The sequence below is a fragment of the Chryseobacterium sp. HNCC26DJ239 genome (assembly GCF_057180445.1).
In genome coordinates this window covers 215,686-240,829 of the sequence record NZ_JBXUGJ010000004.1, presented here as the reverse complement: position 1 = coordinate 240,829, position 25,144 = coordinate 215,686, and the positions used below count along the sequence as shown (strand labels likewise).

Below are 25,144 nucleotides of genomic sequence, written 5' to 3'. Positions count from 1 at the left end.
TTGAAAAAACGTAAATTTTTAACTGCCGCTTTGGCAAAATCAAAACAAAGGCTTAGCATTGCGATGCCTTTGTTTTCAAAATAATATCAAAACTATGCAAGAAAACAGATATATGGATCTCAATTCATTAATAAAATATATCCCTTTCACAAAGGCAACGATTTACTCAAAAGTAAACAGAAATCAAATACCATTTAAAAAAATTGGAAAAAAACTAATATTCAGTAAAGAGGAGATTGACCGTTGGATTGATGAAGGCGGAAAAATGAAAAAAGAAGTGAAAATTCCGGTTTTAGTGGTTTAAATTTAAATATTTTCAAAAATGGCAACATGTAGTCTCGTACTCGACAAAAGAGTTAAACTGAAAAATAATAATTATAATCTAAGCATCCGTATTATTGAAGGTAAAAATCAATTGTATCTCAATATCGCAAAACTAACAGAGGTACAGTATTCTCATATTTTTGATAAAAAGAATATGGAGGAAAAATCAGTAGAATTCCGCCATGAATGCATTAAACGGGTTTCTCAAGCTGAAAAAATAATATCTGAACTTGATTTTTTTGACCGGAATAAGATTAAAACTAAGTTTTTCAATAAAGATACTGATTTAAAAAATGAACAGATTTTTACCTCTTTAAAACTATCAGACTTATTTACACGGTACATTTCAGAAAATGAGCATCTGAGTTTTAGAACTATTAAACATATGGAGCATTCCCGGAATGTTTTTTTGAGAGGAAATTCCGGGATTAGTATTACCGAGATTGACAAAGAGTTTTTAGTAACTAATGAAAAAAAGAGACTTAGGAAAGGAACGTCTATATCATCCATTAATTCCAATTTACGGGATCTCAGAACGGTTATCAATTACTTTTGCAATAAAAAGAAAATAATACCAAAAGATTATGTTTATCCTTTTTCAGCAGAAGGATATAAGATTACAGAATATATTCCCAAAAAATATGTGTTGTCAAATAAAGAAATTGAAAAGATCGTAAATTTTAAAAATTTTGCAAATCCTGAAGAAGAATTTGCAAGAAATATTTGGGAACTTCTTTACCGTTGTAATGGGATCAACTTTGCCGATTTATTGAGATTGAGGTGGGAACAGCAAAATGGAAAATGTTTTGTGTTTTTCAGGAAAAAAACTGAAAAAACAAGAAAAAATTTAAAAAAGGATGTTGTTGTTCCTATTGACAGGAAGCTGGAACTATTGCTACAAAAAGTAGGTGATAGAAACAGTAAATTTGTATTGGGTTTTCTAAAAGAAGGATATTCAGAGCAGAACTTTGATTATTATAATCGTAAACTTAGAAAACAGATTAATTATTCACTATCGGAATTATCAGAAAAATTAGAACTTTCCGTTCCTTTGAAACTCAAGACCGCAAGAGATTCCTATGCGTCAGTTTTAAAAAGAAGTGGGGTTTCTATTGATAAAATATCAGAAATGTTATCCCATTCCAACACTAAAACTACTCAGCATTATTTAGACTCAATGGATTTGGATACGGTTTTTGAAATCAACAGTCATTTGATTTAATTAAAAATAATATTACGAGTTTAAAATGACTTATGATTTTGAAAAGTTCTTGCAATATTCTTGCAACAGGAATAAAAAAACACTTACGATCCTCGTAAGTGTTTCATTTTGTGGCTCCTCCTGCTGGGCTCGAACCAGCGACCCTCTGATTAACAGTCAGATGCTCTAACCAACTGAGCTAAGGAGGAATGTTCTTGTTTTAAGTGGTGCAAATATAATATGAAAAATGATAGCTTACAAGTTTTTTCCTCGCTTAAATGTAAGAAATTTCTTATCTTTTTCTATTTCAGGGTATTAATTTTCAGTTTTTAAAACATGAGGGTTTCTAACATGGCTTCACTTTGCTGTTTTGTAAAGAAAAAGACTTAGAATATGCATTAGTAATGTTATTTAGAGAAATGCAGTATTCAAAATATTTGCTGTCGGGTATAAATTTTAAGAAGATCCTTCGAAAAGCTTTAATTAGAAATAAGCCAAGAAGTAATGAATCTTTGGAATAAAAAAACCGCAATCTAAAAAAGATTGCGGTTTTGCTCCTCCTGCTGGGCTCGAACCAGCGACCCTCTGATTAACAGTCAGATGCTCTAACCAACTGAGCTAAGGAGGAATGTCCTTATTTTTAAGTGGTGCAAATATAGGACGGATATTTGAACCACGCAAGTTTTTATTTAACTTTTTTCAAAAAACTATAATCCGCCTGTGATTATTTTGAAGATGTCGCTTCCGAAAATCAATACCATTAATCCTAAAAGGAAGATAACTCCCACCATTTGAGCGTTTTCCAAAACTTTCTGTGGAACCGGTTTGCCAACAATCATTTCATATAATGTGAAAATTACGTGACCGCCATCTAATCCCGGAATTGGAACTAAATTTAAGAACGCCAACCAAACAGAGAACATTGCTGTGAATGACCAGAAATCTGTCCAGTTAATTGAAACGTTTCCGCTTGCGTCTTTGTCTACAGGCATTTTGTTGATAATAGCAAGTGGACCACCAACTTTTTTGTAGCCTTGTACTTTTTTATTGAAAATGAGTTTAAACTGCTTGATTTGATAGGTTAAACTTTCAATGGTTAATGTAAAACCTCTTTGGATTGAGCCACCAAAGCTGTAATCAATGTGATTATTGTATTTTTGAAGTTCTTTAAAGCTTAAAATCCCTAAAGTGCCCTCTTTTGAAACAGGGATCTTAAGATCTATATTTTGGTTATTTCTTACAACTTGTACTGCAATTGTTTTGCCTGCATTTGGAACAATTAAAGGTTTTACTTCATCATAGAATGAAACTGATTTTCCGTTGATTGTTGAGATTTTATCACCAATTTTAAGACCCGCATCACTTGTTGATTTAGCTACAATGGTATCAACAATAGGTGTCATTCTTGGGGTAAGAAAAGATTTTGGTTCTGGATCATTGAATGCTAAAGCTTTTCCATCGTCGTTAGTAGGGAAAGTAACTTCTTTTCCGTTTCTTTCAACAGTAATTTCATCACTTAGTAAAACATCTAACGCTAGTTTTTTGAAATCTTTCTGAACCTTGCCGTCAACTTTCAAGATTTTGTCACCATCTTCAAAGCCCATTTTTTTTGCAGCTTCAGTGTAGTGAAGTGGAGTTGTTATTCTTTGTGCTTCGAAAATATTTTCACCATTATTAGCAATCAAGCACGAGTAAATCAACCAAGCTAAAAAGAAATTCACAGTAACACCGCCCATCATGATGATGAGTCTTTGCCAAGCTGGTTTTGCTCTAAATTCCCATGGTTGTGCAGGTTGTTTTAGTTGTTCGGTATCCATGCTTTCATCTACCATTCCGGCAATTTTTACATAGCCTCCGAAAGGAAGCCATCCAATTCCGTATTCGGTTTCGCCGATTTTCTTTTTTACTACAGAAAACCAAGGGTCGAAGAAGAGATAAAATTTTTCAACTTTAGTTTTGAACCATTTTGCAGGCAAGAAATGCCCTAGTTCGTGAAGAATTACTAGAATAGAAATGCTCAATATAAATTGAAACAGTTTGATTGCTATTTCCATTAAATGTTTTTAAATTATAATTTGCAAATGTAACAATTATCAAAAGGATGCCAAATAAAAAGCCTCTCTAAATGAGAAGCTTTGTCATATCTTATGGTAAAGTTTAGAAGTTGAACGATACACCAAGACTGCCATTGTTGCCGACTTCTGCGTAAACACCAATATTATTCGTGAAGAAATATCGTGCGCCAACATGTGCGCCCACTCCAAATTCTCTATGCAAAACACCTACATCTAAACCAGGATAAATATCTAGTTTCTCAGGAAGTTGTAAAGCTTTATTCAAATGGAAGTTTACCCTTCCAAAGGCAAAAAACTGGTTGTCGTGGTTATTATCTTTATAATTGTTAAAGTAGAGATTCAGACCCGCTCCTACAGAAATAAGGTCGTTGATTCCGTAATCATAAGTTCCGGCTACTCCGGTTCCGTAACCCCATGCCGCAAGTCCGGCGTTTACTTTTTGGTCACCACTTCCTGTGTATGCTTGTGCTTGAAAAGCTGCTCCGCAAAACAGAAAGGTCATCATTAAAAACAATTTCTTCATAATTTATTTTATTTAGTTTAATAAGAATCGATTGCATCAAAAATAAAACCGATTTCACTGAAAAAACGTAATTTTAAGAACTTTATTGGAGTCTTATGAGATCGCCGTGGTTTGAAGACACAAAAACACATAGAGAAACAGCGATTGCATGTGATCTTAAAAGCATTAAAAACTACATATGAAAATTACAGGATTAAATTTAGACATTGTCTGGAAAAATAAAACTGAAAACTTTAAAAAAATTGAGCAGGAGTTCGAAAATGCAGATTCAGACATTTTTCTTTTGCCAGAAATGTTTTCTACAGGTTTTTGTATGGATGCTGCGGAAGTTTCGGATAAAAATGAAGAAGCGCTTGAGTTTTTGAAGAAGATTTCTAAAGAAAAAAATGCAGCTTTTTGCGGAAGCGCTCCTGTTGCGGTTGATGGAAGTTTTTACAACAGAATGTATTTTGTAAAACCGAAGTCTGAAGTTTCTTTTTACGATAAAAGGCATTTGTTTTCGTTTTCTGGCGAAGATAAAGTGTACACAGCAGGGAAAAATCGAGTAATTGTAGAGTTTCTAGGTATTCGATTTCTGTTGCAGGTTTGCTATGATCTTCGTTTTCCCGTTTTTGCAAGGAATAATAACGATTATGACGCTATTTTATATGTTGCCAATTGGCCAGAGAAAAGAGTAGGAGCTTGGGAGCATTTGTTGAAAGCAAGAGCAATTGAAAATCTTTCTTACGTTTTTGGCTTAAACCGAATTGGAACTGATGGAAATAATCTTTTTTATAAAGAAAGTTCGCACTGTTTTTTTGCTGATGGTACTGAAGTTTCAGAGAAAAAAGGAAATCTCGTAACAGCTGAATTAAATTTGGAAGAACTAAAGAATTTCAGAAATCATTTTCAGTTTTTAAATGATAGAGATTCTTTTGAGATTTTTGATTAATTTGCTGAAAAAACTAAGAATGAAAAAATTATCTCTCCTTTTATTTTGCTTTCTAAATGTACTTGCTCTTGCACAAAAAAAAGAAGACCTCTATACTGAAAGCAATATTGCAGAATATTTTGCTGAAGATGGAACGAGTTTCAAAGCTTATGATTTAGGCACAGAAACTACTTCTTATGGTATGGGACTCATTTTGTTGTCGAGTAAAATAACGGGTTTCAGATATGCCACTTTGGGAGAAAGAAAGAAAAAAGAGGCGAAGCCTAAAGATTTAAAAAAAGTGATTTTTAATGTAGAAGATTCACCGTTGATACAGGAAAAAATTCAAATAAAATATGTAGATAAAGAAGGAAAGCTATCTTCTGATGCTGTAGAGAGTTTTGAGTTTTTGTTGTATGACGGGAAAATTAGACTCTTTGGTGCTGATGTAAAAGAATGTATGAATGGAGGTTGTGGTTATGTATACTCTACATTTTATATTCAAAAAAAGGATGATCCTTTTGCTGTTTTAGCTGTAAAAGTTAAAAGTCAGTTTAGTATGAGTTCTAAGATGGGGTCTTCATTGGAACCAATTGTAGATGCTTTCCGCGTGGTCGGAGGTAAGTGTACTGCATTCTCGAATTACTTAGATACTTTTAAAAAAGATGTAATGCAAGATCAAAAACTTGAAGAAAACCTTCAAAAAGGATATAAAGATTTTTATAAAACCGAATTAAAAAGACTGATTAAAGAAAAAAATATTAAAGACCTAGACCGCAATATTGCAAGAAAAATACATGGAGATCAGGAAAATATTTTTATGGGAATCATTAATGAATATGAGAAAAACTGTCCATAAGTAAGCGCAAATCGGATAAATTTTTGCCACGAATACGCGATTATAAAATTACGTGCATTCGTGGCAATTATTTTTTTAAATGTAATTCTTAGTTTTTTGATAAACTAAATTATCTAAACCTACCTTTACATAAAATGATTCAAAAGCTGGGTTAGTGTGTTTACATCATGAACGCCGCTTTCTTTGTAAAGCAATTCTCCGTTTTTGAAAACTGCCAAAGTTGGAACACCACGAACTCCGTATTGTGAGGCAATTGAAGGATATTCATCCACATCAATTTTTACAATTCTTGCGCCTGTTCCTACATTTTCCTTTACCGTATTTAAAACCGAAGACTGTACTTTACAAGGTTGACACCATGTTGCGAAAAAATCTATCAAAACCGGTCTTTCAGATTCTATAAGCTCTTGAAATTTTTGTGACATTATGAAACTATTTTATTTTAATAAAAGTTTTATCAAACCTTAAGTTGTTTCTTTTTCAATAAATATATTTTTACTTTCTAAATATTCACTAGCTTCCAAATCATCATCTGAGATGCAGTATCCAGAATCTAAATCATAAACTCCGCCCGCAAAATCTGAATATTCTAAGAAACCTAACATTTTAGAATTTGTTATTTCTTTTGCTTTTTTCCAGCAAAAGAAAAGGAAATTATTTTCTAGAAGAGATTGGTTTTCCCAGTAAACAGCCGGGTCTAGTTCTCCTAACGAATTTAAATGTTCTGAATAATTTATTTTATGTTCGTTTAGGACTTTAATGCATAGTTCATCAACTTCAATATATGAATAATCAGGAAGTGATAATTCAGGTCGATTTAATGTGTCGTCAGGTGAATAATAATCGTAATTAGGCTCAATAAAAAGAAAACTTAACGGACTGGGAGCATATTTAAAAAGACTTATCACTTTGATTTTTCTATCATCATCTGTAAAGTTAAAATCTGAACTTAAAAAGTTAATAAGAAAATCAGTAACAAGTTTTTCCCTTGGTTTTAGAAATGTTTCTATAAACGCTTTATCTATTTCAGTTTCAATTTGCTCTGCAGTCATTAATATTTTATTTAATTAAAACTAAATGTTTTACAATGTTTTAGATTGGCAAACAAAATCTGAAATCGGAAGTTTTTCTGTTTTTTTAATTCCGTTAAAACCACCTTCTATTTCGGTAAAGTTTCTGATTCCGTGTGCGTTAAGAATGCTTGCTGCAATCATGCTTCTATAACCTCCTGCGCAATGTAAAAAGAAATGTTCAGAATCGTCGATATTCGTAACCCAGTCGCTAATCGTGTCTAAAGGTCTGCTGAAAGCATTGTCGATATGTTCTGCGGTGTATTCCGAAATTTTTCTTACGTCTATAACTTTTGCATTTTCTGTAAATTCTTCAGCAAATTCTGCTGGAGAAATTCTTTTGATTTCGTCGATTTCGTTTCCGGAATTTTTCCAAGCTTCGAAACCTCCTTTTAAGTAACCCACAACATTGTCAAAACCAACTCTGCTCAATCTTGTAATAACTTCTTCTTCTGTTCCTTCGTCTGAAACCAATAAAATAGGGTGCTTTACATCCACAATTAAAGTTCCAACCCATGGAGCAAAATCGCCTTTCAAACCAATATTAATTGCATTAGGAATAAATCCTTGATGAAATTCTACAGGGCTTCTCGTATCTAAAATTAAAGCACCTGTTTCTTCAGCGTAATTTTCAAAATCTTCTGCCGAAACTGGGTTTAAACCTTTATTCATTACATCATCAAGACTTTCGTAGCCACCTTTGTTCATAGCAACGTTCATCCCGAAATATTTCGGTGGAGCCGTTAATCCGTCTAAAACTTCTCTGATGAAAGATTCTTTATCGGGCTGATTTAAAGCGTAATTGGTTTTCTTTTGATTTCCTAAAATATCAACAGTTTCTTTTTGCATGTTTTTTCCGCAAGCAGAACCAGCTCCATGCGCTGGATACACCGTAATACTGTCGTCCAAAGGCATGATTTTCGTCTGTAAACTATCATACAAAATTCCAGCAAGGTCTTCTTGAGTAATACTTCCTGCTTTTTGAGCAAGGTCAGGTCTTCCTACATCTCCCAAAAACAAAGTGTCTCCTGTGAAAATAGCGGTTTCTACACCGTTTTCGTCAATTAAAAGAAAAGTTGTGCTTTCCATTGTGTGACCAGGCGTGTGAAGAACTTTAATTTTTACTTTTCCGATTTCGAAAATTTGGTTGTCTTCTGCGATAATCGCTTCAAACTCTGGTTGTGCAGTTGGTCCGTAAACAATAGCTGCATCGGTTTTTTTACTCAAATCCAAATGTCCCGAGACAAAATCTGCATGGAAGTGGGTTTCGAAAATATATTTTAAAGTAACATTGTCTTTTTCTAAACGGTCAAGATATGGCTTTACTTCGCGTAATGGATCTATAATTGCCGCTTCGTTTTCTGATACAATATAATAGGCTCCCTGTGCGAGACATCCTGTATATATTTGTTCAATTTTCATTGGATCCTGTTTTAATTATTTTAACTATAAAGATACAAAGTAAGTCATTAATTATAAAGTATTAAATAAATTAGTCGATAGTTTCTGTCGATTATTAGAATTTTACGGCAATTTCCTTTTTTGAAACCTTTTGATAATGAGCTTGTAAGTGGTTTTTGGTGTGTTGTAAACAAAACGACTGTTTTTTATCATCTTTAAAATATGAACTTCTTTTTTACTCACAAAAACTTAAAACAGAGCCAAGATATTCTCCAAAAATTTTATCTTTAATCGATAAAAATTTCAAATGGCAGATAAAAATAAATTTATTCAAGATTTAAATGCAAGATATACTCCGAAAGGAGAACATATTATTTTAGGAAAAGGAATGCTCGACGGAGATGTGGTAACCGAAGTAAACGTTACGATTCCTTTGAAAACAATCAACCGTCATGGTTTAATTGCCGGAGCGACAGGAACCGGAAAAACAAAAACTTTACAAGTCTTTGCAGAACAGCTTTCGCACGCAGGAATTCCTTCTTTGGTGTTGGATATTAAAGGAGATTTTTCTGGAATTGCAGCCGAAGGTAAAATGAATTCTATCATCGAAGAACGATATGCAAAAACCCAACTTCCTTATCAGCCGCAATCTTTCCCAGTGGAATTGATGACGATTTCCGGAGAAAAAGGGGTTAAACTTCGTGCAACTGTTACAGAATTCGGACCGGTTTTATTAAGTAAAATTTTAGAATTGAATGATACGCAACAAAGTATCATGTCTATTGTTTTTAAATATTGTGACGACAAAGGTTTGCCTTTAATTGATTTGAATGATTTAAAAAAAGTTCTTCAATACGTTACCGATAATCCTCAAGGAAAAACAGAATTGGCAGCCAATTACGGTTCGATTGCTTCTGCGTCTTTAGGAGCAATTTTAAGGTCGATTGTAGCTTTGGAACAACAAGGAGCCGCAGATTTCTTTGGCGAACTCAGTTTTGATGTGCACGATTTACTGGAAACCCGCGATGGAAAAGGTGTTGTTAATATTTTAAGAGTTTCAGATATTCAAAATAAACCGCAGCTTTTTTCGACCTTTATGTTGTCGCTTTTTGCTGAAATTTATATGACTTTCCCTGAAGAAGGAGACAGTGGAAAACCCAAATTGGTTCTGTTTATCGACGAGGCGCATTTAATTTTTGATGAATCTTCAAAAGCTTTGGTTTCACAAATTGAAACGATGGTAAAATTGATTCGTTCTAAAGGAGTCGGGATTTATTTCATCACTCAAATTCCAGGCGATGTGCCGGAAAATGTTTTGTCTCAATTGGGATTGAAAATTCAGCACGCTTTGAGAGGTTTTACGGCAAAAGATAAAAAAGAAATCTCGAAAGCGGTAGAAAATTACCCTACAACAGAGTTTTATGATGCGTCTGAACTCATTCAAAATCTTGGAATTGGGGAAGCTTTTGTAACGGCTTTAGATGAAAAAGGAATTCCAACGCCTTTGGTTCATACGTATTTAATTTCTCCAGAATCTAGAATGGATGTGCTGAATGATGCTGAAGTTTCAGATTTAACATCAAAATCGGAAATGGTTGCAAAATATGAGAAATCTATTGACAACGAATCGGCGTACGAAATTTTAGCAAAAAGAATGGAACAAGCTGTAGAAACGGCTGCTCCAACTCAAAAAACAAAACCGGTAAAAGAAGAACCTGGAATGTTTGAGCAAATTTTAAATAGCCGACAAGGAAGAACTTTTACCAATACTTTGATGCGTGAAGGTGCGAAAGCTCTTTTAGGAATGCTTGGTTTGGGAGGTCGAAGAAGATAGTAGTTTTTGGATTGTTAAACGTATTTTCCGTAATTTAGCAGATTAGCCTTTTAGCAAGAAAACAATTGTAAAGGGTTTAGTTTTTGATTATACAAGATTAAAGTAAGACAAAATGTATTCGATTATAGACATAGAAAGTAATGGTGCGGGATTCAGAAAAGAATGCATTATTGATATTGCTATTTACAAATACGATGGGCAAAAAATTGTAGACCAGTTTATTTCTTTGGTAAACCCTGAAGGAGATATTACTCCTTTTGTGCAAAAACTGACAGGAATTACCCCAAAAATGGTGAAAACCGCTCCAAAATTCCATGAATTGGCTAAAAGAGTGGTGGAAATTACCGAAAATACAACTTTGGTTGGTCATAATATCGATTTCGATTACAGAATGCTTCGTCAGTCTTTTAGTAGGCTTGGTTATGATTTCAAAATCAATACTTTAGATACAATTCCTTTGGCTAAAAAACTGATTCCCGATGAGGTAAGTTATTCTCTACAGAAATTGGTGAAATCTTTAGGGATTCCTTTATCGAATGCACATCGCGCAGATGGAGATGCAAGAGCGACTTTGGAACTGTTTAAACTTCTGGTGTCAAAAGATACAGAGAACGAAATTATCCAAAAGCAGCACGAAGAAACGAATGCCAAAACCTACATCAATAAAATAAAGCAGCTAACGCAAGACTTGCCTAATGAAAAGGGTTTTGTGTATTTTCAGAATGAAGATGGGAAAATAATTTTTACAGACCACGTTCAGGATATTAATAAGTTTTCGAAGAAGATTTTCAATTCTAAATCTAAGAAATGGGAGAGTATTCAGAATGATGTTGAGCAGATTCATTTTGAATTGACGGGAACTGATATTATTGCAAAACTGATTCAGAATTCTAAAAATATTAGAAAAAGAGATATACTTTCTTTTGGCTTGTACGTGCGAAACAATAAATATGTTGTTGAAAAAAACAAACTGAATAAAGCCGAAAAGCCAATTCTGAAATTCAGATCTTTTACGCAAAGTGCAAAAGCGATGAAATTTATTTCGGAACATCAAGAGTTTGAATTCCCAGAAGTTCTTATCAGTAAAATTGAGTTCAAAAAACGTAACGAACTTTGGCTCGGAACCGGAAGAAAATTAGGCGAAAAGCTTTTCATCATTATCGAAAACGGAAAAGTCACTTCTTATGGTTTTTATGAATTGTTCACGCAAATTCAGACTTTAAGTAAATTATCAAAGTTGAAAATTGATACGTGTTATCAATCTTCAGATTTAATCAACGACTTGCAATTGGCTTTATTAAGAGGTGATTTTGAAACGCTTCCTTTGCCAAAATAAGTAGCAATTTTGTAAGAAATATTTTTTTATAGCCGATAAAATGCATTAAAAATCAATATTCTCAAAATAAATAGTATTTTTGCAAAAATTTAAACAAAAAGCAATGCAAAATTTTAAACAAACTAAAACTGGAAAAAAGGGAGCTGTAAAGTTCTCTAAGGTTTGGAATATTTAATGAGTTGCCTTGCATAAGAAATAATCTATTTTGGCAGACTCTTTTCAGGAAGAATCTGCCTTTTTTATGCTAAAATAAAATTATGAATTCAAAAGATTTATTACAGATCGCCAACGAATTTGGCACTCCGGTATATGTTTACGACGCCGATTCTATTAAAGCGCAATACGAAAAACTATCGACGTCGTTTTCTAAACACACCAAGTTTTTCTATGCAGCTAAAGCTTTAACGAATATAAATATTTTGAAATACATAAAGAACCTTGGTGCTTCTCTGGATTGTGTTTCAATAAATGAAGTGAAGCTTGGTTTAAAAGCAGGTTTTCCAAAAGAAAAAATATTATTTACCCCGAACTGTGTGGATTTGGCTGAAATTGAAGAAGCTATGACTTTCGGAGTGCACATTAATATCGACAACATCTCTATTCTTGAGCAATTTGGAAACAAATACGGAAATACATACCCGATTTTAGTAAGAATTAACCCACATATTTTTGCCGGAGGAAATTATAAAATTTCTACAGGACACATCGATTCAAAATTCGGAATTTCAATTCACCAAGTGCGTCATATCGAAAGAGTGATGAAGTCTACAAACCTAAATGTAGAAGGACTTCACATGCATACAGGAAGCGAAATTAAAGACCCGGATGTGTTTTTACAAGCGTTAGAAATTATGCTTGAATTGTCTGAGCATTTCCCAAATCTGAAATATCTTGATATGGGAAGTGGTTTCAAAATTCCTTACCAAGACAGCGAAGAAGAAACAGACGTAAAAACTTTAGGGAAAAAAGTAGAAAAAGTAATCTCAGAATTCTCTAAATCTACAGGTAAAAAGTTTGAACTTTGGTTTGAACCGGGCAAATTTCTTGTTGGGAAAAGCGGTTATTTGTTGGTGAAAGCAAACGTAATTAAGCAAACAACAGCAACCGTTTTTGTTGGAGTAAACTCTGGGTTTAATCATTTGATTCGTCCGATGTTCTATGATTCTTACCATCAAATAGAAAATCTTTCTAATCCAAAAGGAGCGGAAAGAATTTATACAGTAGTTGGAAATATTTGTGAAACAGATACTTTCGCGTGGGATAGAAAACTAAATGAAGTAAGAGAAGGTGATATTTTGGCTTTCCACAATGCAGGAGCTTACGGTTTTGAAATGAGTTCGAACTTCAACTCAAGATTAAAACCTGCTGAAGTTTTGGTAGTAGAAGGCAAAGCTCATCTAATTAGAAAAAGAGATGAGTTTGAAGATTTGCTGAGAAATCAGATTGAAGTACTTTAAAAATAAAGAAAATTTATTTCGGAAAGCTTTATCTTTGGGTGAAGCTTTCTTTTTTTTTGGAAAAATATTTGCTTCATTTTTTTAAATCTAAAATCTATGAAATCAATATTTTTACTATTATCCCTTGCATTTTCTACTATGTCGTTTGCGCAGCAATATGACCTTGAAGATCAAGAAAACAGCATTATTATTACCGAAAATAATAAAAGTATTTTAAAAATCGACCTTAAAGAACCGATGCAAGTTGCCGTAAAAAGCTGTTCAGATTTTAAAGCAGCAAATGTAGAAGGAGGAGTTTCTGCATATACCGAAACGTTAAGAAGATACATGTTTAATTACCTTAATTCAGAATTTTATGTTTTGAATGGTGATTTTACTTTTACATTAACATTAAACGAAGCTGGAAAAATTTCAAAAATAGAAGGATTCCCAAAAGTAGAACATAGTGAAGTGTTTTTTGACGATATGAAATACATTTTGCGTCGCATTAAAAACACGTGGACTCCCGCAAGTTGCAACGGAAAACCAATGACCAGCGAAGTGAAAATTAAAATGAAGTTCAACTCTATTGCTACGGATATTTAAAATTTTTAAACAAAAAATCTCTCCTGCCATTCTGTCACAATATTTTGTATCTTTGCAAATTCAATAAGTTCAAAGTTTAGTGTTTTGAGTTCCGAGTTTTATGCTTCGTACCTTAAATCTTAAACTTTAAACATAAAACAGAATTATCGTGCAAGAAAAATATATAGACGAAACAAAACAAGGAGAAGCTTTTGCGATTGCTGAAAAAGCAGAAAACTCAAAGAAATTATTCTTAGAAAGCTACGGCTGTCAAATGAATTTCTCTGATTCTGAAATTGTTGCCTCAATTCTTAACGAACAAGGCTATAACACAACTTTAAAAGCAGAAGAAGCAGACCTTATTCTTCTAAATACATGTTCTATTCGTGAAAAAGCCGAGCAAACGGTGAGAATGCGTCTTTCACAATTCAAAAACCTGAAAAAAGAAAAACCAAACATGACGGTTGGTGTTTTAGGTTGCATGGCTGAAAGATTAAAAACTAAATTTTTAGAAGAAGAACAATTGGTAGATTTAGTTGTTGGTCCCGATGCATACAGAGATTTACCCAATCTTTTAAAGGAAACTGAAGACGGAAGAGATGCCATCAACGTAATTCTTTCGAAAGAAGAAACGTATGCAGACATCAATCCTGTTCGTTTAGGCGGAAATGGTGTAACTGCATTTGTTACCATCACGAGAGGTTGCGATAATATGTGTACGTTTTGCGTAGTTCCGTTTACGAGAGGAAGAGAGAGAAGCCGCGACCCGCATTCAATTTTAGAAGAATGTAAAGGTCTTTATGAAAATGGCTACAAAGAAATTACTTTGTTGGGTCAAAACGTAGATTCTTACCTTTGGTATGGAGGTGGTCCTAAAAAAGACTTCGCAAAAGCATCAGAAATGCAAAAAGCAACTGCCGTAAACTTTGCACAACTGCTTGATTTGGTTGCTAAAGCTGTTCCAGAGATGAGAATTAGATTCTCTACATCAAATCCTCAAGACATGAGTTTGGATGTATTTAAAATGATGGCGAAGCACGATAATATCTGTAAATACGTTCATTTACCAGTTCAAAGTGGAAGCAACAATATGTTGGAGGCGATGAACAGACAGCATACGCGTGAAGAATATTTAGATTTAATTAAAAAAGCGAAAGAAATTGTTCCTGAAGTAGCATTTTCTCAAGATATGATTGTTGGTTTCTGCAACGAAACGGAGCAAGACCACCAAGATACATTAAGCTTAATGAGAGAAGTTGAATACGACTACGGATATATGTTTGCGTATTCAGAAAGACCAGGAACGCCGGCTCACAAAAAAATGGAAGACAATATTCCTGCAGACGTAAAACAAAGACGTTTAGCCGAAGTTATTGCTTTGCAAGGTGAACTTTCTAAACAACGTATGAAATCTTACGTAGGAAAAACGCATCAGATTTTAATTGAAGGAATTTCTAAAAAGAACAAAAACCAATGGAAGGGAAGAAACTCTCAGAATGCGGTTTGTGTTTTTGATATGTTGGAAGGACAAAAAATTGGTGACCTAGTAAACGTTTTTGTGTTCGATAACACACAAGGTACACTTTTAGGGGAAACGGTGAAGTAAATGTAGGCGTTTGTTCGGCTATACTTAGGAATTAAAGGAAAGATTATAAAAATTATTATCAATAGTAAATAAACTCAGACAATGGAAAAACTTCATAAGTATTGCCTAAGTGTATTGTTGGTAATAATCTGCAGCAATATCTCTGCTCAAATTAGCAACGGAACTCTTGAAGGTGAAGATTGCAGAGCGCTTCATGAGATTTATAATCAGCTTTTACATCAAGACGGGGTTGCTTCGGAAGAATTGTGTCTTAATCAACAGGTAAGGCAAAATTCTACGATTGGGCAAAAACAAAATGCCATTGATTTAATTGGAAGAATTTTTCTTTCAAAACATCAAAATCATCCATATAAAAACAAGTTTTCAGGGGATTTAAGACACGGTGAAAAATATTTTTGTGTCTTAAAAAACTTCGAAACAAATCAAAAAAATGCTGCAATTGCGCAGAACGTATATTTAAAAACGAGAGGTTCAAAGGTTAGGAATAAAGATTATTTAGAAGATTTGATTTAAATTAGAACATAAAAATTACATCAAATTAAAAGCAGTCTTTGAGGAAGATTGCAGGAAAATAATCTAAAAATTACTTATGAGCAACGAGCTTCAAAATATAAAAAATCGTTTCGGGATTATCGGAAATTTTCCGGCTTTAAACCGAGCATTAGAAAAATCAATTCAAGTAGCACCTACAGATATTTCCGTGTTGGTTATTGGAGAAAGTGGTGTGGGAAAAGAGTTTATCCCTAAAATTATTCATTCAGAATCTAAAAGAAAACATCAACCATACATCGTTGTAAACTGTGGAGCAATCCCAGAAGGAACTATCGATTCCGAACTTTTTGGTCACGAAAAAGGGGCTTTTACGGGCGCAACTGCAACCAGAAAAGGATACTTCGAAGTTGCCGATGGCGGAACTATTTTCCTTGATGAAGTTGGAGAATTACCGCTTCAAACGCAAGTGCGTTTGCTTCGTGTTTTGGAAAGTGGCGAGTTTATGAAAGTGGGGTCTTCACAAGTTCAGAAAACGAATGTGAGAATTGTTGCCGCTACGAATGTGAATATGATGAAGGCAATTCAGGATGGAAGATTCAGAGAAGATTTATATTATCGTCTGAATACAGTGCAAATCGATATGCCGGCTTTGAGAGAAAGAAAAGGTGATATTCATTTACTGTTCAGAAAATTTGCTATCGATTTTGCAGAAAAATACAGAATGCCTGAGTTGGAACTTGAGCCAAGCGCAGTGCATTATATCGAAAATTATACTTTCCCGGGAAACGTTCGTCAATTAAGAAATTTGGTCGAGCAAATGACGGTAGTAGAAAGGAACCGCCATGTTTCTGTTGAGAAATTAGCAGAATATATTCCGATGGATGCGCATTTGCCAATGGTTGTAAACCAGCCTAATTCGCAAAAACAGAACGATTTTGGCAGCGAAAGAGAAATAATGTACAAAATTCTCTTCGATATGAGAAACGACATTAATGATTTAAAATCCTTAACTTCGGAACTCATTAAAAACAGAGGAACTTCTGACCTTAGCAATCAAGAGAAAAATTTAATCAACAGAATTTATACTCCTGAAGCTGTGCCACCAACGGCAAGTCCGAATTCCTTACTGTATTTTGAATCTCAAAATAACAACAATCCGCAAGTTCAAAATCCTACAATTATCTCTAATCCGGAGGATCATTACGAAGATTTTGAAGATATTGAGATTGAAGAAAATAAACCAGAATCTTTGTCTTTGCAAAACAACGAAAAAGATTTGATTGTGAAAGCTTTGGAAAAACACAATGGAAGAAGAAACAGAGCGGCAGATGAATTGGGAATTTCACAAAGAACTTTATACCGAAAAATAAAACAATATAACCTAGAAGACTAAAACAATTAATATGAATGTAAATTTAAATCCAAAACCAGTCAATTTTAAATTTGGCGAGTACATCAACAAAGGCTTTGAGCTTATGAAAGCCAAATTCGGGGATATATTTGTCGGGTTATTAGTAACAGTTCTTATGTCTATTATTCCGCTTTGTGGGATGATGGCAATGGGAAATTACTATAAATACATTAAAAAATTAAGTAAAAATCAACCAACAAGCGCAGGAGAAATTTTTGATTTTAAAGATTTCATGTCTTATTTGGTTCTTCAACTTATTATTATTGGAGCTGTGATGTTAATTTACATACCAATGGTTCTTATCATGGGCATTACGGGCTTTTTTGTAGATCAACATGGGGCAGAGCCAAATCCTAATACGGTGTTTTTTATGTTTCCGTATATGTTTTTGGTAATTATAACGTTTTATTATTTTGCTCTTAGAGCATTCTATATGGTTCCTTTAATTAGTTTAAAAGGCGTTACAGACATCAAAACAGCGTGGCAAATTTCTAGTAAGATGACAAAAGGAAACATGTTAACAATTTTACTTTTTGCTATCGTTACAAGTATTCTTTCTCAAATCGGGATTTTAGCTTGTGGTATTGGTGTTTTAATCACAATGCCATTTATGTATGCCGCCAATTATTTTGCTTATGAAGATGGGCTTCAACAGATAGAATACGACGAAATAACAGAAATTGGCTCTGCAAAACAATTTTAAAATAAATTAAATGAATTCTCTTAAAAATCTTTTCATATTATTTTTGGCAGTAAGTGTGCTCAACTCTTGCTATAGCTTTACCGGATCATCACTTAAAGACGAAAAAACCGTTCAGATTAATGAGTTTCCAAACAATGCTCCGTTGGTAAATCCCACGCTTTCGCAACAGTTTTCCACAGATATTCAGAATAGATTTTTACAGAGAACTACTTTAAAAGGAACAAAATCGAACCCAGATATTTTAATTGAAGGTGAGATTACAGATTATTCAATTACGCCTACCAATATAAGTTCTACTACAGAGACAACATCTTCTGGTGGTACAGTACAGCAATCTCAAAACAAACTTACCATCACGGTAAAAGTACATTACGAGAACAAATTGCACCCAGAACTTAGTTTTGATAGAACTTATGTAGATGAAGCTTCATTTAATAGCGATCTTTCGCAGAGTGATATTGAAACCTCTCAGGTGAAATTGGTAACAGACAGAATTATCAATAAAATTTTTAACGATATTGTTGCAAACTGGTAAGATGAATGCAAGAGTTTTAGAGCTTTTAAAACAGCCAAAAAATATTCAGAAAGAAGACCTTCAGGTTCTGAAAGATGAGATACAGACATTTCCGTATCTTCAAAATGTTCGTGCGCTTCATTTGTACGGCGTTCATCTTTACGATGCTGAAAATTATCAGAAAGAACTTTCTAAAACTGCAGCTTACACTACAGATAAGAAAAATTTGTATCATTTAATAAATGGTAAAAGTGAGAAAATAGCCGAGAAGGTTTCTGTGCCCGAAACAAAAGTTGTTGAGGAATCAAAACCGCAGTTTCCGGTCTATACTCAGAAAAGTGGTGGTTTTCCACTGAGAAGAGTTGTTCCAGAACAGCTAGCTTCTGAAGATCCTCAGAAATATACAGAGGTAAAGCCTCAACAGGAAATTGGAAATGAGCCAGTTTTTGTTGAGGGTGAAAGAAATCGTATTCTTTTTGAAGGCGAAGAAAACTTCCTAAATGAAGATCATAAGGTGAAAATCGATATCGAATCTAGTCTGGAATCTGGAAATCTTGTGACAGAAACGGCGACTGTTTTTGATGAGATTCTTGAAAAAAATCCTTTAATAAATGAAGAACCGGTTTTAAATTCGCCAAGTTTAATTTCGGAAGAAAAATCTGTAGAAACGTCGGTAGAAAATCTTATTGAACCTCAGAATATCGAAAATTCTCCTGTTCAAGAGCCAACTTCTGAACCTGTTTCTGAAAATATTGAGGATGTAAGTTTCAATCAGTCAGAAATTAAAGTGTCTCCACAAGAGAATTTAGAAGAAGCAGTTGAATTTATTGCAGAAGATAAGGCTATCAGTTTTCAGGAAATTGAGCCACTTGAAGTTGTTTCGAATGGAGAGGCAATTGAGGAAATAACGATTGCGGAGGAAAGAGAAGAAGCGGCCGATTTTACTCCAGAAACAATTATTGAAGAAGATAAAATCGATTCGGTAGCTGAAATAGATCTTGTAGAAGACGAATCTCAACTGAGCTTTCACGGGACAGATTCTTTCCTTCCCGATATTAAAATTGAATCATCAAACAGTCCTGAAACCTCTTATCCAATTACAAATTCAACTTCGGTTAATAAATATGAAGACGAGATGCGACGCCTTATTGAGCAGGTAGAGCAAAAAATGAAAGAAAGTAAAAAGGATGAGGTAGAAATTGAGTCTGTTCAAAAAATTGAAGAAGAAAAGCCAGATAATTTTGAAATTAGCTTTGCGGAAACTCAATCTTTCGAGGTAGAGACACCTGTTGAAGAAATTTCTAAAAATGAAATGGAAGCAGTAGAAAATTCAACCCAGGAAATAGTATCACAAGAATCGATTCAAGAAGAAGTTGAAGAGCCAAAATCTGCTTGGAAACCTATGTCTTTTGAAACCAATGCGCTTGATTCTACCATTGGTAAAATAAATACGGTTGAAGTAAAAACTACAGCACAACCCGAAATAAAATCTGAACCATTGGCTGTAGAAGTAAAAGAAGAAATGATTGTTGAAGAATTGCCGGTGGAAGAAAAAACAGAAGAAATTACTGCAAATTCGGATGTAGAAATTATTGAAGAAAATACAGTTAAAGAACAAGAAACGGAGGCGGAAAACGTAATTACTGAAGTTGAAAAAACGGAAGAGAAAACACCTGCTTTCAATGTTTCATTTTTTGGAAATAATATTTCTACTTTTATTAAGGAAGAAGAAAAAGAAGAGCCGAAAGTTGATGTTCAGTCAGAAAATTCTGTACAATCAGAAGTCTCAAAAGAGGTGTCTTTAGACAGTAATGTTCCTGGGTTTATCAATACTTGGCAAAGTTGGCTAAAAATAGACAGACCTGTAGAAGTTGATAAAAATAAAATCGAAATAAAGGTAAAAGCTATTGATACATTTATTGAAACAAATCCAAGAATTAGCCAACTGAAAGACGAAGTTACTTTCGTTGTGAAGGAGAAAAACGACGATATTTCTCACCTAATGACAGAGACACTTGCAAGGCTTTATACAGAGCAAAAATTGTATACTAAAGCCATTCAGGCGTACAAAACTTTAATTGGAAAGCATCCTGAGAAAAAGGCTTATTTCGAAGAAAAAATTCAAGAGGTAAAAGACCTTAGAGGAAGATAAAAAAAAAGAAAAGCAGATCGAAGAAAGATCTGCTTTTTTTATGTTTCATTTTTTACTGTTTTCCTAGACGAAATTTTCCGCATTAGTTTTCTGCCGCCTACAATCATTAAAACAACGAGAATTATACTCAAAAGGGCTGCAAAAAAAGGGGCCAACATCGAAATCATCGTCATAAAACCTGCTCCTGCAGTTTCAGTACTTCCAACGATAAAGTTTCCTGCACCACCTGTTGTGGCGGTAGATGCGGCTCGAATTCCTGCAAATCCAGAACTTATGGTTGCTGCAGTTCCTCCACCCGCAATTATGGCTAAAACCCACTGCGGAAAGGTGCCTAAATCTGCAAACTGACTGGCGAATAAAACCGAACCAGCGACAGTAGAAAGAGGAATTGCTGCAGTATCTAAGAGATGATCTACATAAGGAATGTAATAAGCAAGAATTTCTGCAATTGTAGCAATTCCTGTGGTAATTAAGGTGGGCAAGCCAGAAAGCCATTCAAAATTTTCATTCATCGGAATCCAGCCGAGGTAAGACGAAAGGCTTACGGCAAATAATGGGAGGAAAACCCTGAACCCAGTGGCGGCGGCCAATCCGATACCAAAGAAAGCACTTGCGAGATAAGGGAAATAAGGAATGTTGTCGAGCATTTTATTTTCAAATTTGTTAAGATTAAATTTAGTCAAATTTTTCAATCTTATTTTTGAAAATAAATAAAGATGCTTTATTTTTTGATTTGGCTTTTACAAAGTTTTATAAAAAGCTCTTCTACTTGAGAAAAACTCTGTGGTTTTTCAGGAGAAACCCAAAAAAGCATTGCGTGGTTTTTTTCGCCAAAAGTTGCAGTGTAAAGAGCTTTGTTTAAACGAAAGCATTCGCGCAGAAGTCTTTTAAGGCGATTTCTGTCTACTGCTTTTTTGAAATATCTTTTAGAAACAGAAACCCCGAATTTTAAATCTGTAATCGGAGTTGTTTCTTTATTTTTAAGGATAATAATGCGCAGATTTCCTTGTGTTCTCCATTTTCCTTTTTCGAAAAGCAGGGCAATGTCATTTTTAGATTTCAGCTTTTCGGCTGTAGGATATTTAAAGTTCTGCATGGGTTGTTGTGGTCTTTTTAACCAAATAATTAATTACTTCTGCGGCAGCATAAAGACCGAAAATTGCAGGGATAAAACTGATGGTTCCGTAGAAAGATCTTTTGTAGTTGGTTCCGTCTGTCATCTTTAGGCTGTCATCTTTTTGAAGTTCATCAGAAAAAACGCATTTAAAGCCCTTGTTTATTTTTTCTTTTCTCAATCTTTTTCTCACCTGTTTTGCAAGGTAGCAGTTTTGAGTTTTGCTAATATCTTTCACCATTACTTTACTAGGGTCAGATTTTCCGCCGGCTCCCATTGAACTAATGATTTTTATTTTTCTTTTTTTTGCAGCTTTTATCAGGCAAAGTTTTGGTGTTACACTGTCTATGCAGTCTAAAGCATAATCAAACTTTTGAGAATCGAGTACTTCATCCATTCTTTCCGGATTTAGAAATTCGTTTATTCTGATGAGGTTAAGTTGTGGGTTGATGTCTAAAAGTCTGTCACCCACAACGTCTACTTTGTTTTGCCCAACAGTAGAGTGTAAAGCGGGTAACTGTCTGTTTATATTAGTGATATCTACCGTGTCACCATCTACAATTGTCATACTTCCCACGCCGGCTCTTGCAAGAAATTCTGCGGCAAAAGAACCTACTCCTCCCAATCCTACGACAAGAACGTGGGCATTTTGAAGTTTTTCTAATCCTTTTTCTTTAATGAGAAGTTCCGTTCTTTCCAGCCAGTATTTATCCATTTTTTATAAATTCTAAATTTTCAAATATTTGATCCTGAAGATTTTCTGGTGATATTTTTTTGAGCTCGGCAGCTTTTTCATAGAGTTCAGTCAAGTTAAAATCTGCATCGTCTGTCTCCAGAAATAATTTATCTAAAGGCGTATTTTTAAAAGTATTTTGCAAAGATAGATGATACAAAAGAGGTTTTCCAAAACTCAGGTGAAAATTATTTTCAAGAAGTTGCTCTGCAATGCTCTGTTTTTTATTAAAACCATGAACTACCATAGCATTTTTGGATTTTTTCCTAAAGGATATAAGTTCAGAAAACTTTCTTACACAATGAACGATAATCGGGTTTTTAAAATCATTTGCAATGTTAATTTGCTCCAGAAAAACTCTTCCTTGAAGTTCTGAATTTGCTGTAACCATAGAATCTAGACCACATTCTCCAATAGCAAAACAATGAGAATCAATGTTGTTCTTTAGCCAATCAAACTGGCAAGAAAGATTTTTCTCATCAATATCTTTTGGATGAATTCCTATAGAGTACAATGTTCCGGGAGTCTTATTATAAAGATCTACATTATAGATTCCGGAAGAAGCATTTATTTTATGATGATGGAAATCAAAGTAAGACATATTCAAAAATAGTTAAAAAATTGGAGTTATTTTTCAAACAGTTGTTTATCCTTTTCACAATTTTTCTTAATTTTAAGGCAAAGTGTGAAAAGATGAAGAAAAAGTTTACCGATAAACAGATTCATATTTTAGATATTGCAGAAGAGCTTATTGCGCAAAAAGGCTACGATGGCACGTCTGTACGAGATATTTGCTCTAAGGCGAATATTAATGTTGCCATGATTTCTTATTATTTTGGTTCTAAAGAAAAGATGATGTCTTATCTCTACCAATACAGGGTTTTGAAAACGAGAGAAAATTTTTCAGAGTTTGCAGATACCATTAAAGATGGAAAACCAGAAATGCAGATGAAAGAAATGGTGAAATTTATTATCGCGCAGCTTTTTAGATATAATTATTTTCATGGGTTTGTAACGCAAGAACTCAGGCATTCTGAACAAGTAAAGACAGAATTGCTTGATTGTTACCAGCTTTTTGTGAAAAAAATAGATGAAGTAACCAAAAAAGGGGTCGCGTCGGGAGTTTTTACTTATGCTCCCAAACCAGAAGATTTACTTACTTTAATTATAGGATCCACTCTTTTTGTTATTAGGAATAAAAATTTTTATGAGTTGTATGTTCCTTACAAAGATTCAGAATCTTATGATAAAGAAGCAGAAAAAAAGGTAAGAGTAAATACTTTGATGTCTGTTTTTGCTATTTTGGGATACGCAGCAGACTAATTTTACGTTAAATAATCATAAAAAAAAGTCTTTTACCAAAAAAGTTTTATTTTTGCAAATTAAAAGTTCGGACTCATACCGAATCTGTTGAAATCCTTATGAAAAAGTATATTTTAGGTATTTTCGCTGTAGTGGTACTTGCTGCTTGTAAAAGCACTCAGCAAAAAGCATTAACCAGTGCGGATAAAAACTTTATCCTTAAAACCGCCAACGAAAATTTTGCTAAAAAGAAGTGGAAAAACGCTTTGGCTTTGTACGATAGATTGCCAAATCTTGTTGCAGGTACAGATGATGCTCCAAATGTGGTTTTCAATTCGGCTTATGCCAATTATTACGACAAAAACTATAAATTGGCCGGTCACCAATTTAAAAACTTTTCTGTGAGCTTTCCTCAAGACAGCAGAAGAGAAGAAGCCGCATATATGTCTGCGCTTTGTTATTATAATGGCTCTATGGATTATAACTTAGACCAGTCAAGTACAGAATTAGCGATTAATGAGCTTCAAGATTTTCTTACAAACTATCCAAATTCTGAGAGAGGGAAAAACATCAACAGTATGATTGATGAGCTTTCTTACAAACTAGAGTTTAAAGCGTATGAAAATGCAAAGCATTACTACAAAATGGGAGACTATAAATCTGTAGGGGTTGCATTTGAAAATGTTTTGGAAGATTTTCCAAGTACAAAACTTCGCCCGAAAATTTATGATTATATGATGAATGCACGTTATCTTTTAGCGCAAAACTCAGTGTATGATCTTAAAGAAGAGCGTATTGAAAGTGCTTTAGCCTTTACAAAACAGGTAGAAAAAGAGCTTCCTAATACAGAATATGCTAAAACAGCAGCAGATCTAAGAGTAAAGCTAGAAAAGGAGAGACAACAGTTTGTTGTGGTAAAGAAAGATACTGAAGCTAAAATTGCTCAGCTTACTGAAAGACAGAAAAAACTTGCAGAGCAAGATGCTAAGAAAGCTAAAACAAACGAGCAAATAAAAAATCAAATCGATAACGAAAAGCAGGCAATGCAAATGCAGAGAGACAGTGCGGCACTTCAGACGCCTCCACCTGCAGCGACTTTCAAAATTCAAAGATAAGTTGTATATTTGCCATCTTAAAAATTAATTAATTTTCTCAAAATGAGCGTAAAAGATACAAAAGCAGAAGTAAATACAATTACTTACGATAAAGATAAGATTGAAGACAAAGTAGGATCAATCTATGAGGCGATTGTTATCATGGGGAAGAGAGCAGAACAGATCAATGCAGAAATCCGTACAGAGCTTCACAATAAACTAGACGAATTTGCTGTGCACAATTCTACTCTAGAAGAAGTTTTTGAAAACAGAGAGCAGATCGAAATCTCTAAACATTACGAAAAACTACCAAAGCCAACTTCTATTGCGATTGAAGAATGGTTGAACGACGACGTTTACTTCAGAAAAACTGAAGACAGAACAAAATAAGCGTAAGTTTATTTCATAAACAAAGGTCATAAGAGATTTTTCTTTTATGACCTTTGCTTTTATATGCTTTTCGTTAAAA

26 protein-coding genes and 2 tRNA genes are annotated in these 25,144 nt (G+C 33.9%); 17 read left to right on the top strand and 11 right to left on the bottom strand.

Features of this window, described 5'->3' with window-relative positions; genetic code table 11:
* Window positions 1-94 precede the first annotated feature (94 nt).
* Window positions 95-304 carry a helix-turn-helix transcriptional regulator gene (locus tag AC2A1D_RS10250; protein WP_040999616.1) on the top strand — a complete coding sequence of 70 codons (210 nt, stop codon included), beginning with the start codon at window positions 95-97 and terminating at the stop codon, window positions 302-304.
* Between the two features lie 174 nt (window positions 305-478).
* Entirely contained in the window at window positions 479-1,546 is a 1,068-nt protein-coding gene (locus AC2A1D_RS10245) for a tyrosine-type recombinase/integrase (protein WP_484043549.1), read from the top strand.
* A 111-nt stretch (window positions 1,547-1,657) separates the two neighbouring features.
* Here the strand turns inward: AC2A1D_RS10245 and AC2A1D_RS10240 are convergent.
* The 4 genes from AC2A1D_RS10240 to AC2A1D_RS10225 form a co-directional block, all read right to left on the bottom strand.
* Window positions 1,658-1,734 (bottom strand) — tRNA-Asn (locus AC2A1D_RS10240).
* A 345-nt stretch (window positions 1,735-2,079) separates the two neighbouring features.
* A tRNA-Asn gene (locus AC2A1D_RS10235) sits at window positions 2,080-2,153 on the bottom strand.
* Between the two features lie 79 nt (window positions 2,154-2,232).
* On the bottom strand, window positions 2,233-3,579 hold the full coding sequence (gene rseP / locus AC2A1D_RS10230; protein WP_484043548.1) for an RIP metalloprotease RseP: 1,347 nt from the start codon (window positions 3,577-3,579) through the stop codon (window positions 2,233-2,235).
* 103 nt (window positions 3,580-3,682) lie between these two features.
* Complete coding sequence (locus AC2A1D_RS10225) at window positions 3,683-4,123, bottom strand: DUF6646 family protein (RefSeq protein WP_484043547.1); 441 nt, start codon at window positions 4,121-4,123, stop codon at window positions 3,683-3,685.
* Window positions 4,124-4,301: 178 nt separating this feature from the next.
* Between AC2A1D_RS10225 and AC2A1D_RS10220 the strand changes: the two genes are divergently transcribed.
* A complete protein-coding gene (locus AC2A1D_RS10220; RefSeq protein WP_484043546.1) occupies window positions 4,302-5,054 on the top strand; it encodes a nitrilase-related carbon-nitrogen hydrolase in 753 nt (250 codons plus the stop codon).
* 19 nt (window positions 5,055-5,073) lie between these two features.
* A complete protein-coding gene (locus tag AC2A1D_RS10215; protein WP_484043545.1) occupies window positions 5,074-5,892 on the top strand; it encodes a hypothetical protein in 819 nt (272 codons plus the stop codon).
* 125 nt (window positions 5,893-6,017) lie between these two features.
* Here AC2A1D_RS10215 and trxA read toward each other — a convergent pair whose 3' ends face one another.
* The 3 genes from trxA to AC2A1D_RS10200 are packed head-to-tail and all read right to left on the bottom strand — an operon-like array spanning window position 6,018 to window position 8,384.
* Entirely contained in the window at window positions 6,018-6,317 is a 300-nt protein-coding gene (gene trxA, locus AC2A1D_RS10210; RefSeq protein WP_484043544.1) for a thioredoxin, read from the bottom strand.
* Window positions 6,318-6,356: 39 nt separating this feature from the next.
* Window positions 6,357-6,944: a hypothetical protein gene (locus AC2A1D_RS10205; protein WP_484043543.1), complete on the bottom strand. Its 588-nt coding sequence runs from the start codon at window positions 6,942-6,944 to the stop codon at window positions 6,357-6,359.
* A 30-nt stretch (window positions 6,945-6,974) separates the two neighbouring features.
* On the bottom strand, window positions 6,975-8,384 hold the full coding sequence (locus tag AC2A1D_RS10200) for an MBL fold metallo-hydrolase (protein WP_484043542.1): 1,410 nt from the start codon (window positions 8,382-8,384) through the stop codon (window positions 6,975-6,977).
* Window positions 8,385-8,670: 286 nt separating this feature from the next.
* Here AC2A1D_RS10200 and AC2A1D_RS10195 point away from each other — a divergent pair, with 286 nt between their 5' ends.
* The 10 genes from AC2A1D_RS10195 (at window position 8,671) to AC2A1D_RS10150 (ending at window position 20,432) form a co-directional block, all read left to right on the top strand.
* Window positions 8,671-10,197: a helicase HerA-like domain-containing protein gene (locus tag AC2A1D_RS10195; protein WP_484043541.1), complete on the top strand. Its 1,527-nt coding sequence runs from the start codon at window positions 8,671-8,673 to the stop codon at window positions 10,195-10,197.
* Window positions 10,198-10,309: 112 nt separating this feature from the next.
* A complete protein-coding gene (locus AC2A1D_RS10190) occupies window positions 10,310-11,533 on the top strand; it encodes a 3'-5' exonuclease (RefSeq protein ID WP_484043540.1) in 1,224 nt (407 codons plus the stop codon).
* Window positions 11,534-11,790: 257 nt separating this feature from the next.
* On the top strand, window positions 11,791-12,990 hold the full coding sequence (gene lysA / locus AC2A1D_RS10185) for a diaminopimelate decarboxylase (protein ID WP_484043539.1): 1,200 nt from the start codon (window positions 11,791-11,793) through the stop codon (window positions 12,988-12,990).
* Between the two features lie 96 nt (window positions 12,991-13,086).
* Window positions 13,087-13,575 (top strand): hypothetical protein, encoded by a 489-nt coding sequence (locus AC2A1D_RS10180; protein ID WP_484043538.1) that lies wholly within the window; start codon window positions 13,087-13,089, stop codon window positions 13,573-13,575.
* A gap of 148 nt (window positions 13,576-13,723) precedes the next feature.
* Complete coding sequence (miaB, locus tag AC2A1D_RS10175; RefSeq protein WP_484043537.1) at window positions 13,724-15,160, top strand: tRNA (N6-isopentenyl adenosine(37)-C2)-methylthiotransferase MiaB; 1,437 nt, start codon at window positions 13,724-13,726, stop codon at window positions 15,158-15,160.
* Window positions 15,161-15,241: 81 nt separating this feature from the next.
* Entirely contained in the window at window positions 15,242-15,673 is a 432-nt protein-coding gene (locus AC2A1D_RS10170; RefSeq protein WP_484043536.1) for a hypothetical protein, read from the top strand.
* 76 nt (window positions 15,674-15,749) lie between these two features.
* Window positions 15,750-17,045, top strand: coding sequence for a sigma-54 interaction domain-containing protein (locus tag AC2A1D_RS10165; RefSeq protein ID WP_484043535.1), 1,296 nt, complete (start codon window positions 15,750-15,752; stop codon window positions 17,043-17,045).
* 10 nt (window positions 17,046-17,055) lie between these two features.
* Complete coding sequence (locus AC2A1D_RS10160) at window positions 17,056-17,766, top strand: hypothetical protein (protein WP_484043534.1); 711 nt, start codon at window positions 17,056-17,058, stop codon at window positions 17,764-17,766.
* Window positions 17,767-17,776: 10 nt separating this feature from the next.
* Complete coding sequence (locus tag AC2A1D_RS10155) at window positions 17,777-18,301, top strand: LptE family protein (protein ID WP_484043533.1); 525 nt, start codon at window positions 17,777-17,779, stop codon at window positions 18,299-18,301.
* A 1-nt stretch (window position 18,302) separates the two neighbouring features.
* Window positions 18,303-20,432 carry a hypothetical protein gene (locus AC2A1D_RS10150; RefSeq protein WP_484043532.1) on the top strand — a complete coding sequence of 710 codons (2,130 nt, stop codon included), beginning with the start codon at window positions 18,303-18,305 and terminating at the stop codon, window positions 20,430-20,432.
* A 38-nt stretch (window positions 20,433-20,470) separates the two neighbouring features.
* Here the strand turns inward: AC2A1D_RS10150 and AC2A1D_RS10145 are convergent, their stop codons facing one another.
* From AC2A1D_RS10145 to AC2A1D_RS10130, 4 genes are all read right to left on the bottom strand, one after another.
* Window positions 20,471-21,079 (bottom strand): DUF4126 domain-containing protein, encoded by a 609-nt coding sequence (locus AC2A1D_RS10145; protein ID WP_484043531.1) that lies wholly within the window; start codon window positions 21,077-21,079, stop codon window positions 20,471-20,473.
* 74 nt (window positions 21,080-21,153) lie between these two features.
* The gene (gene rnpA / locus AC2A1D_RS10140) at window positions 21,154-21,528 is read right to left on the bottom strand and encodes a ribonuclease P protein component (protein ID WP_484043530.1); all 375 of its coding nucleotides are present in this window, start codon (window positions 21,526-21,528) and stop codon (window positions 21,154-21,156) included.
* The gene (locus AC2A1D_RS10135; RefSeq protein WP_484043529.1) at window positions 21,515-22,261 is read right to left on the bottom strand and encodes a tRNA threonylcarbamoyladenosine dehydratase; all 747 of its coding nucleotides are present in this window, start codon (window positions 22,259-22,261) and stop codon (window positions 21,515-21,517) included. The genes rnpA and AC2A1D_RS10135 overlap by 14 nt, the downstream gene beginning before the upstream one ends.
* Window positions 22,254-22,880, bottom strand: a complete 627-nt coding sequence (locus AC2A1D_RS10130) for a TatD family hydrolase (protein WP_484043528.1) — start codon at window positions 22,878-22,880, stop codon at window positions 22,254-22,256. The genes AC2A1D_RS10135 and AC2A1D_RS10130 overlap by 8 nt, the downstream gene beginning before the upstream one ends.
* Before the next feature lie 92 nt (window positions 22,881-22,972).
* On the opposite strand from AC2A1D_RS10130, the gene AC2A1D_RS10125 reads away from it, so the two are divergent.
* The 3 genes from AC2A1D_RS10125 (at window position 22,973) to AC2A1D_RS10115 (ending at window position 25,065) form a co-directional block, all read left to right on the top strand.
* Window positions 22,973-23,602 carry a TetR/AcrR family transcriptional regulator gene (locus AC2A1D_RS10125; protein WP_484043527.1) on the top strand — a complete coding sequence of 210 codons (630 nt, stop codon included), beginning with the start codon at window positions 22,973-22,975 and terminating at the stop codon, window positions 23,600-23,602.
* 98 nt (window positions 23,603-23,700) lie between these two features.
* Window positions 23,701-24,696, top strand: a complete 996-nt coding sequence (locus tag AC2A1D_RS10120) for an outer membrane protein assembly factor BamD (protein WP_484043526.1) — start codon at window positions 23,701-23,703, stop codon at window positions 24,694-24,696.
* Between the two features lie 42 nt (window positions 24,697-24,738).
* Window positions 24,739-25,065: a DNA-directed RNA polymerase subunit omega gene (locus tag AC2A1D_RS10115; protein ID WP_484043525.1), complete on the top strand. Its 327-nt coding sequence runs from the start codon at window positions 24,739-24,741 to the stop codon at window positions 25,063-25,065.
* Window positions 25,066-25,144 lie beyond the last annotated feature (79 nt).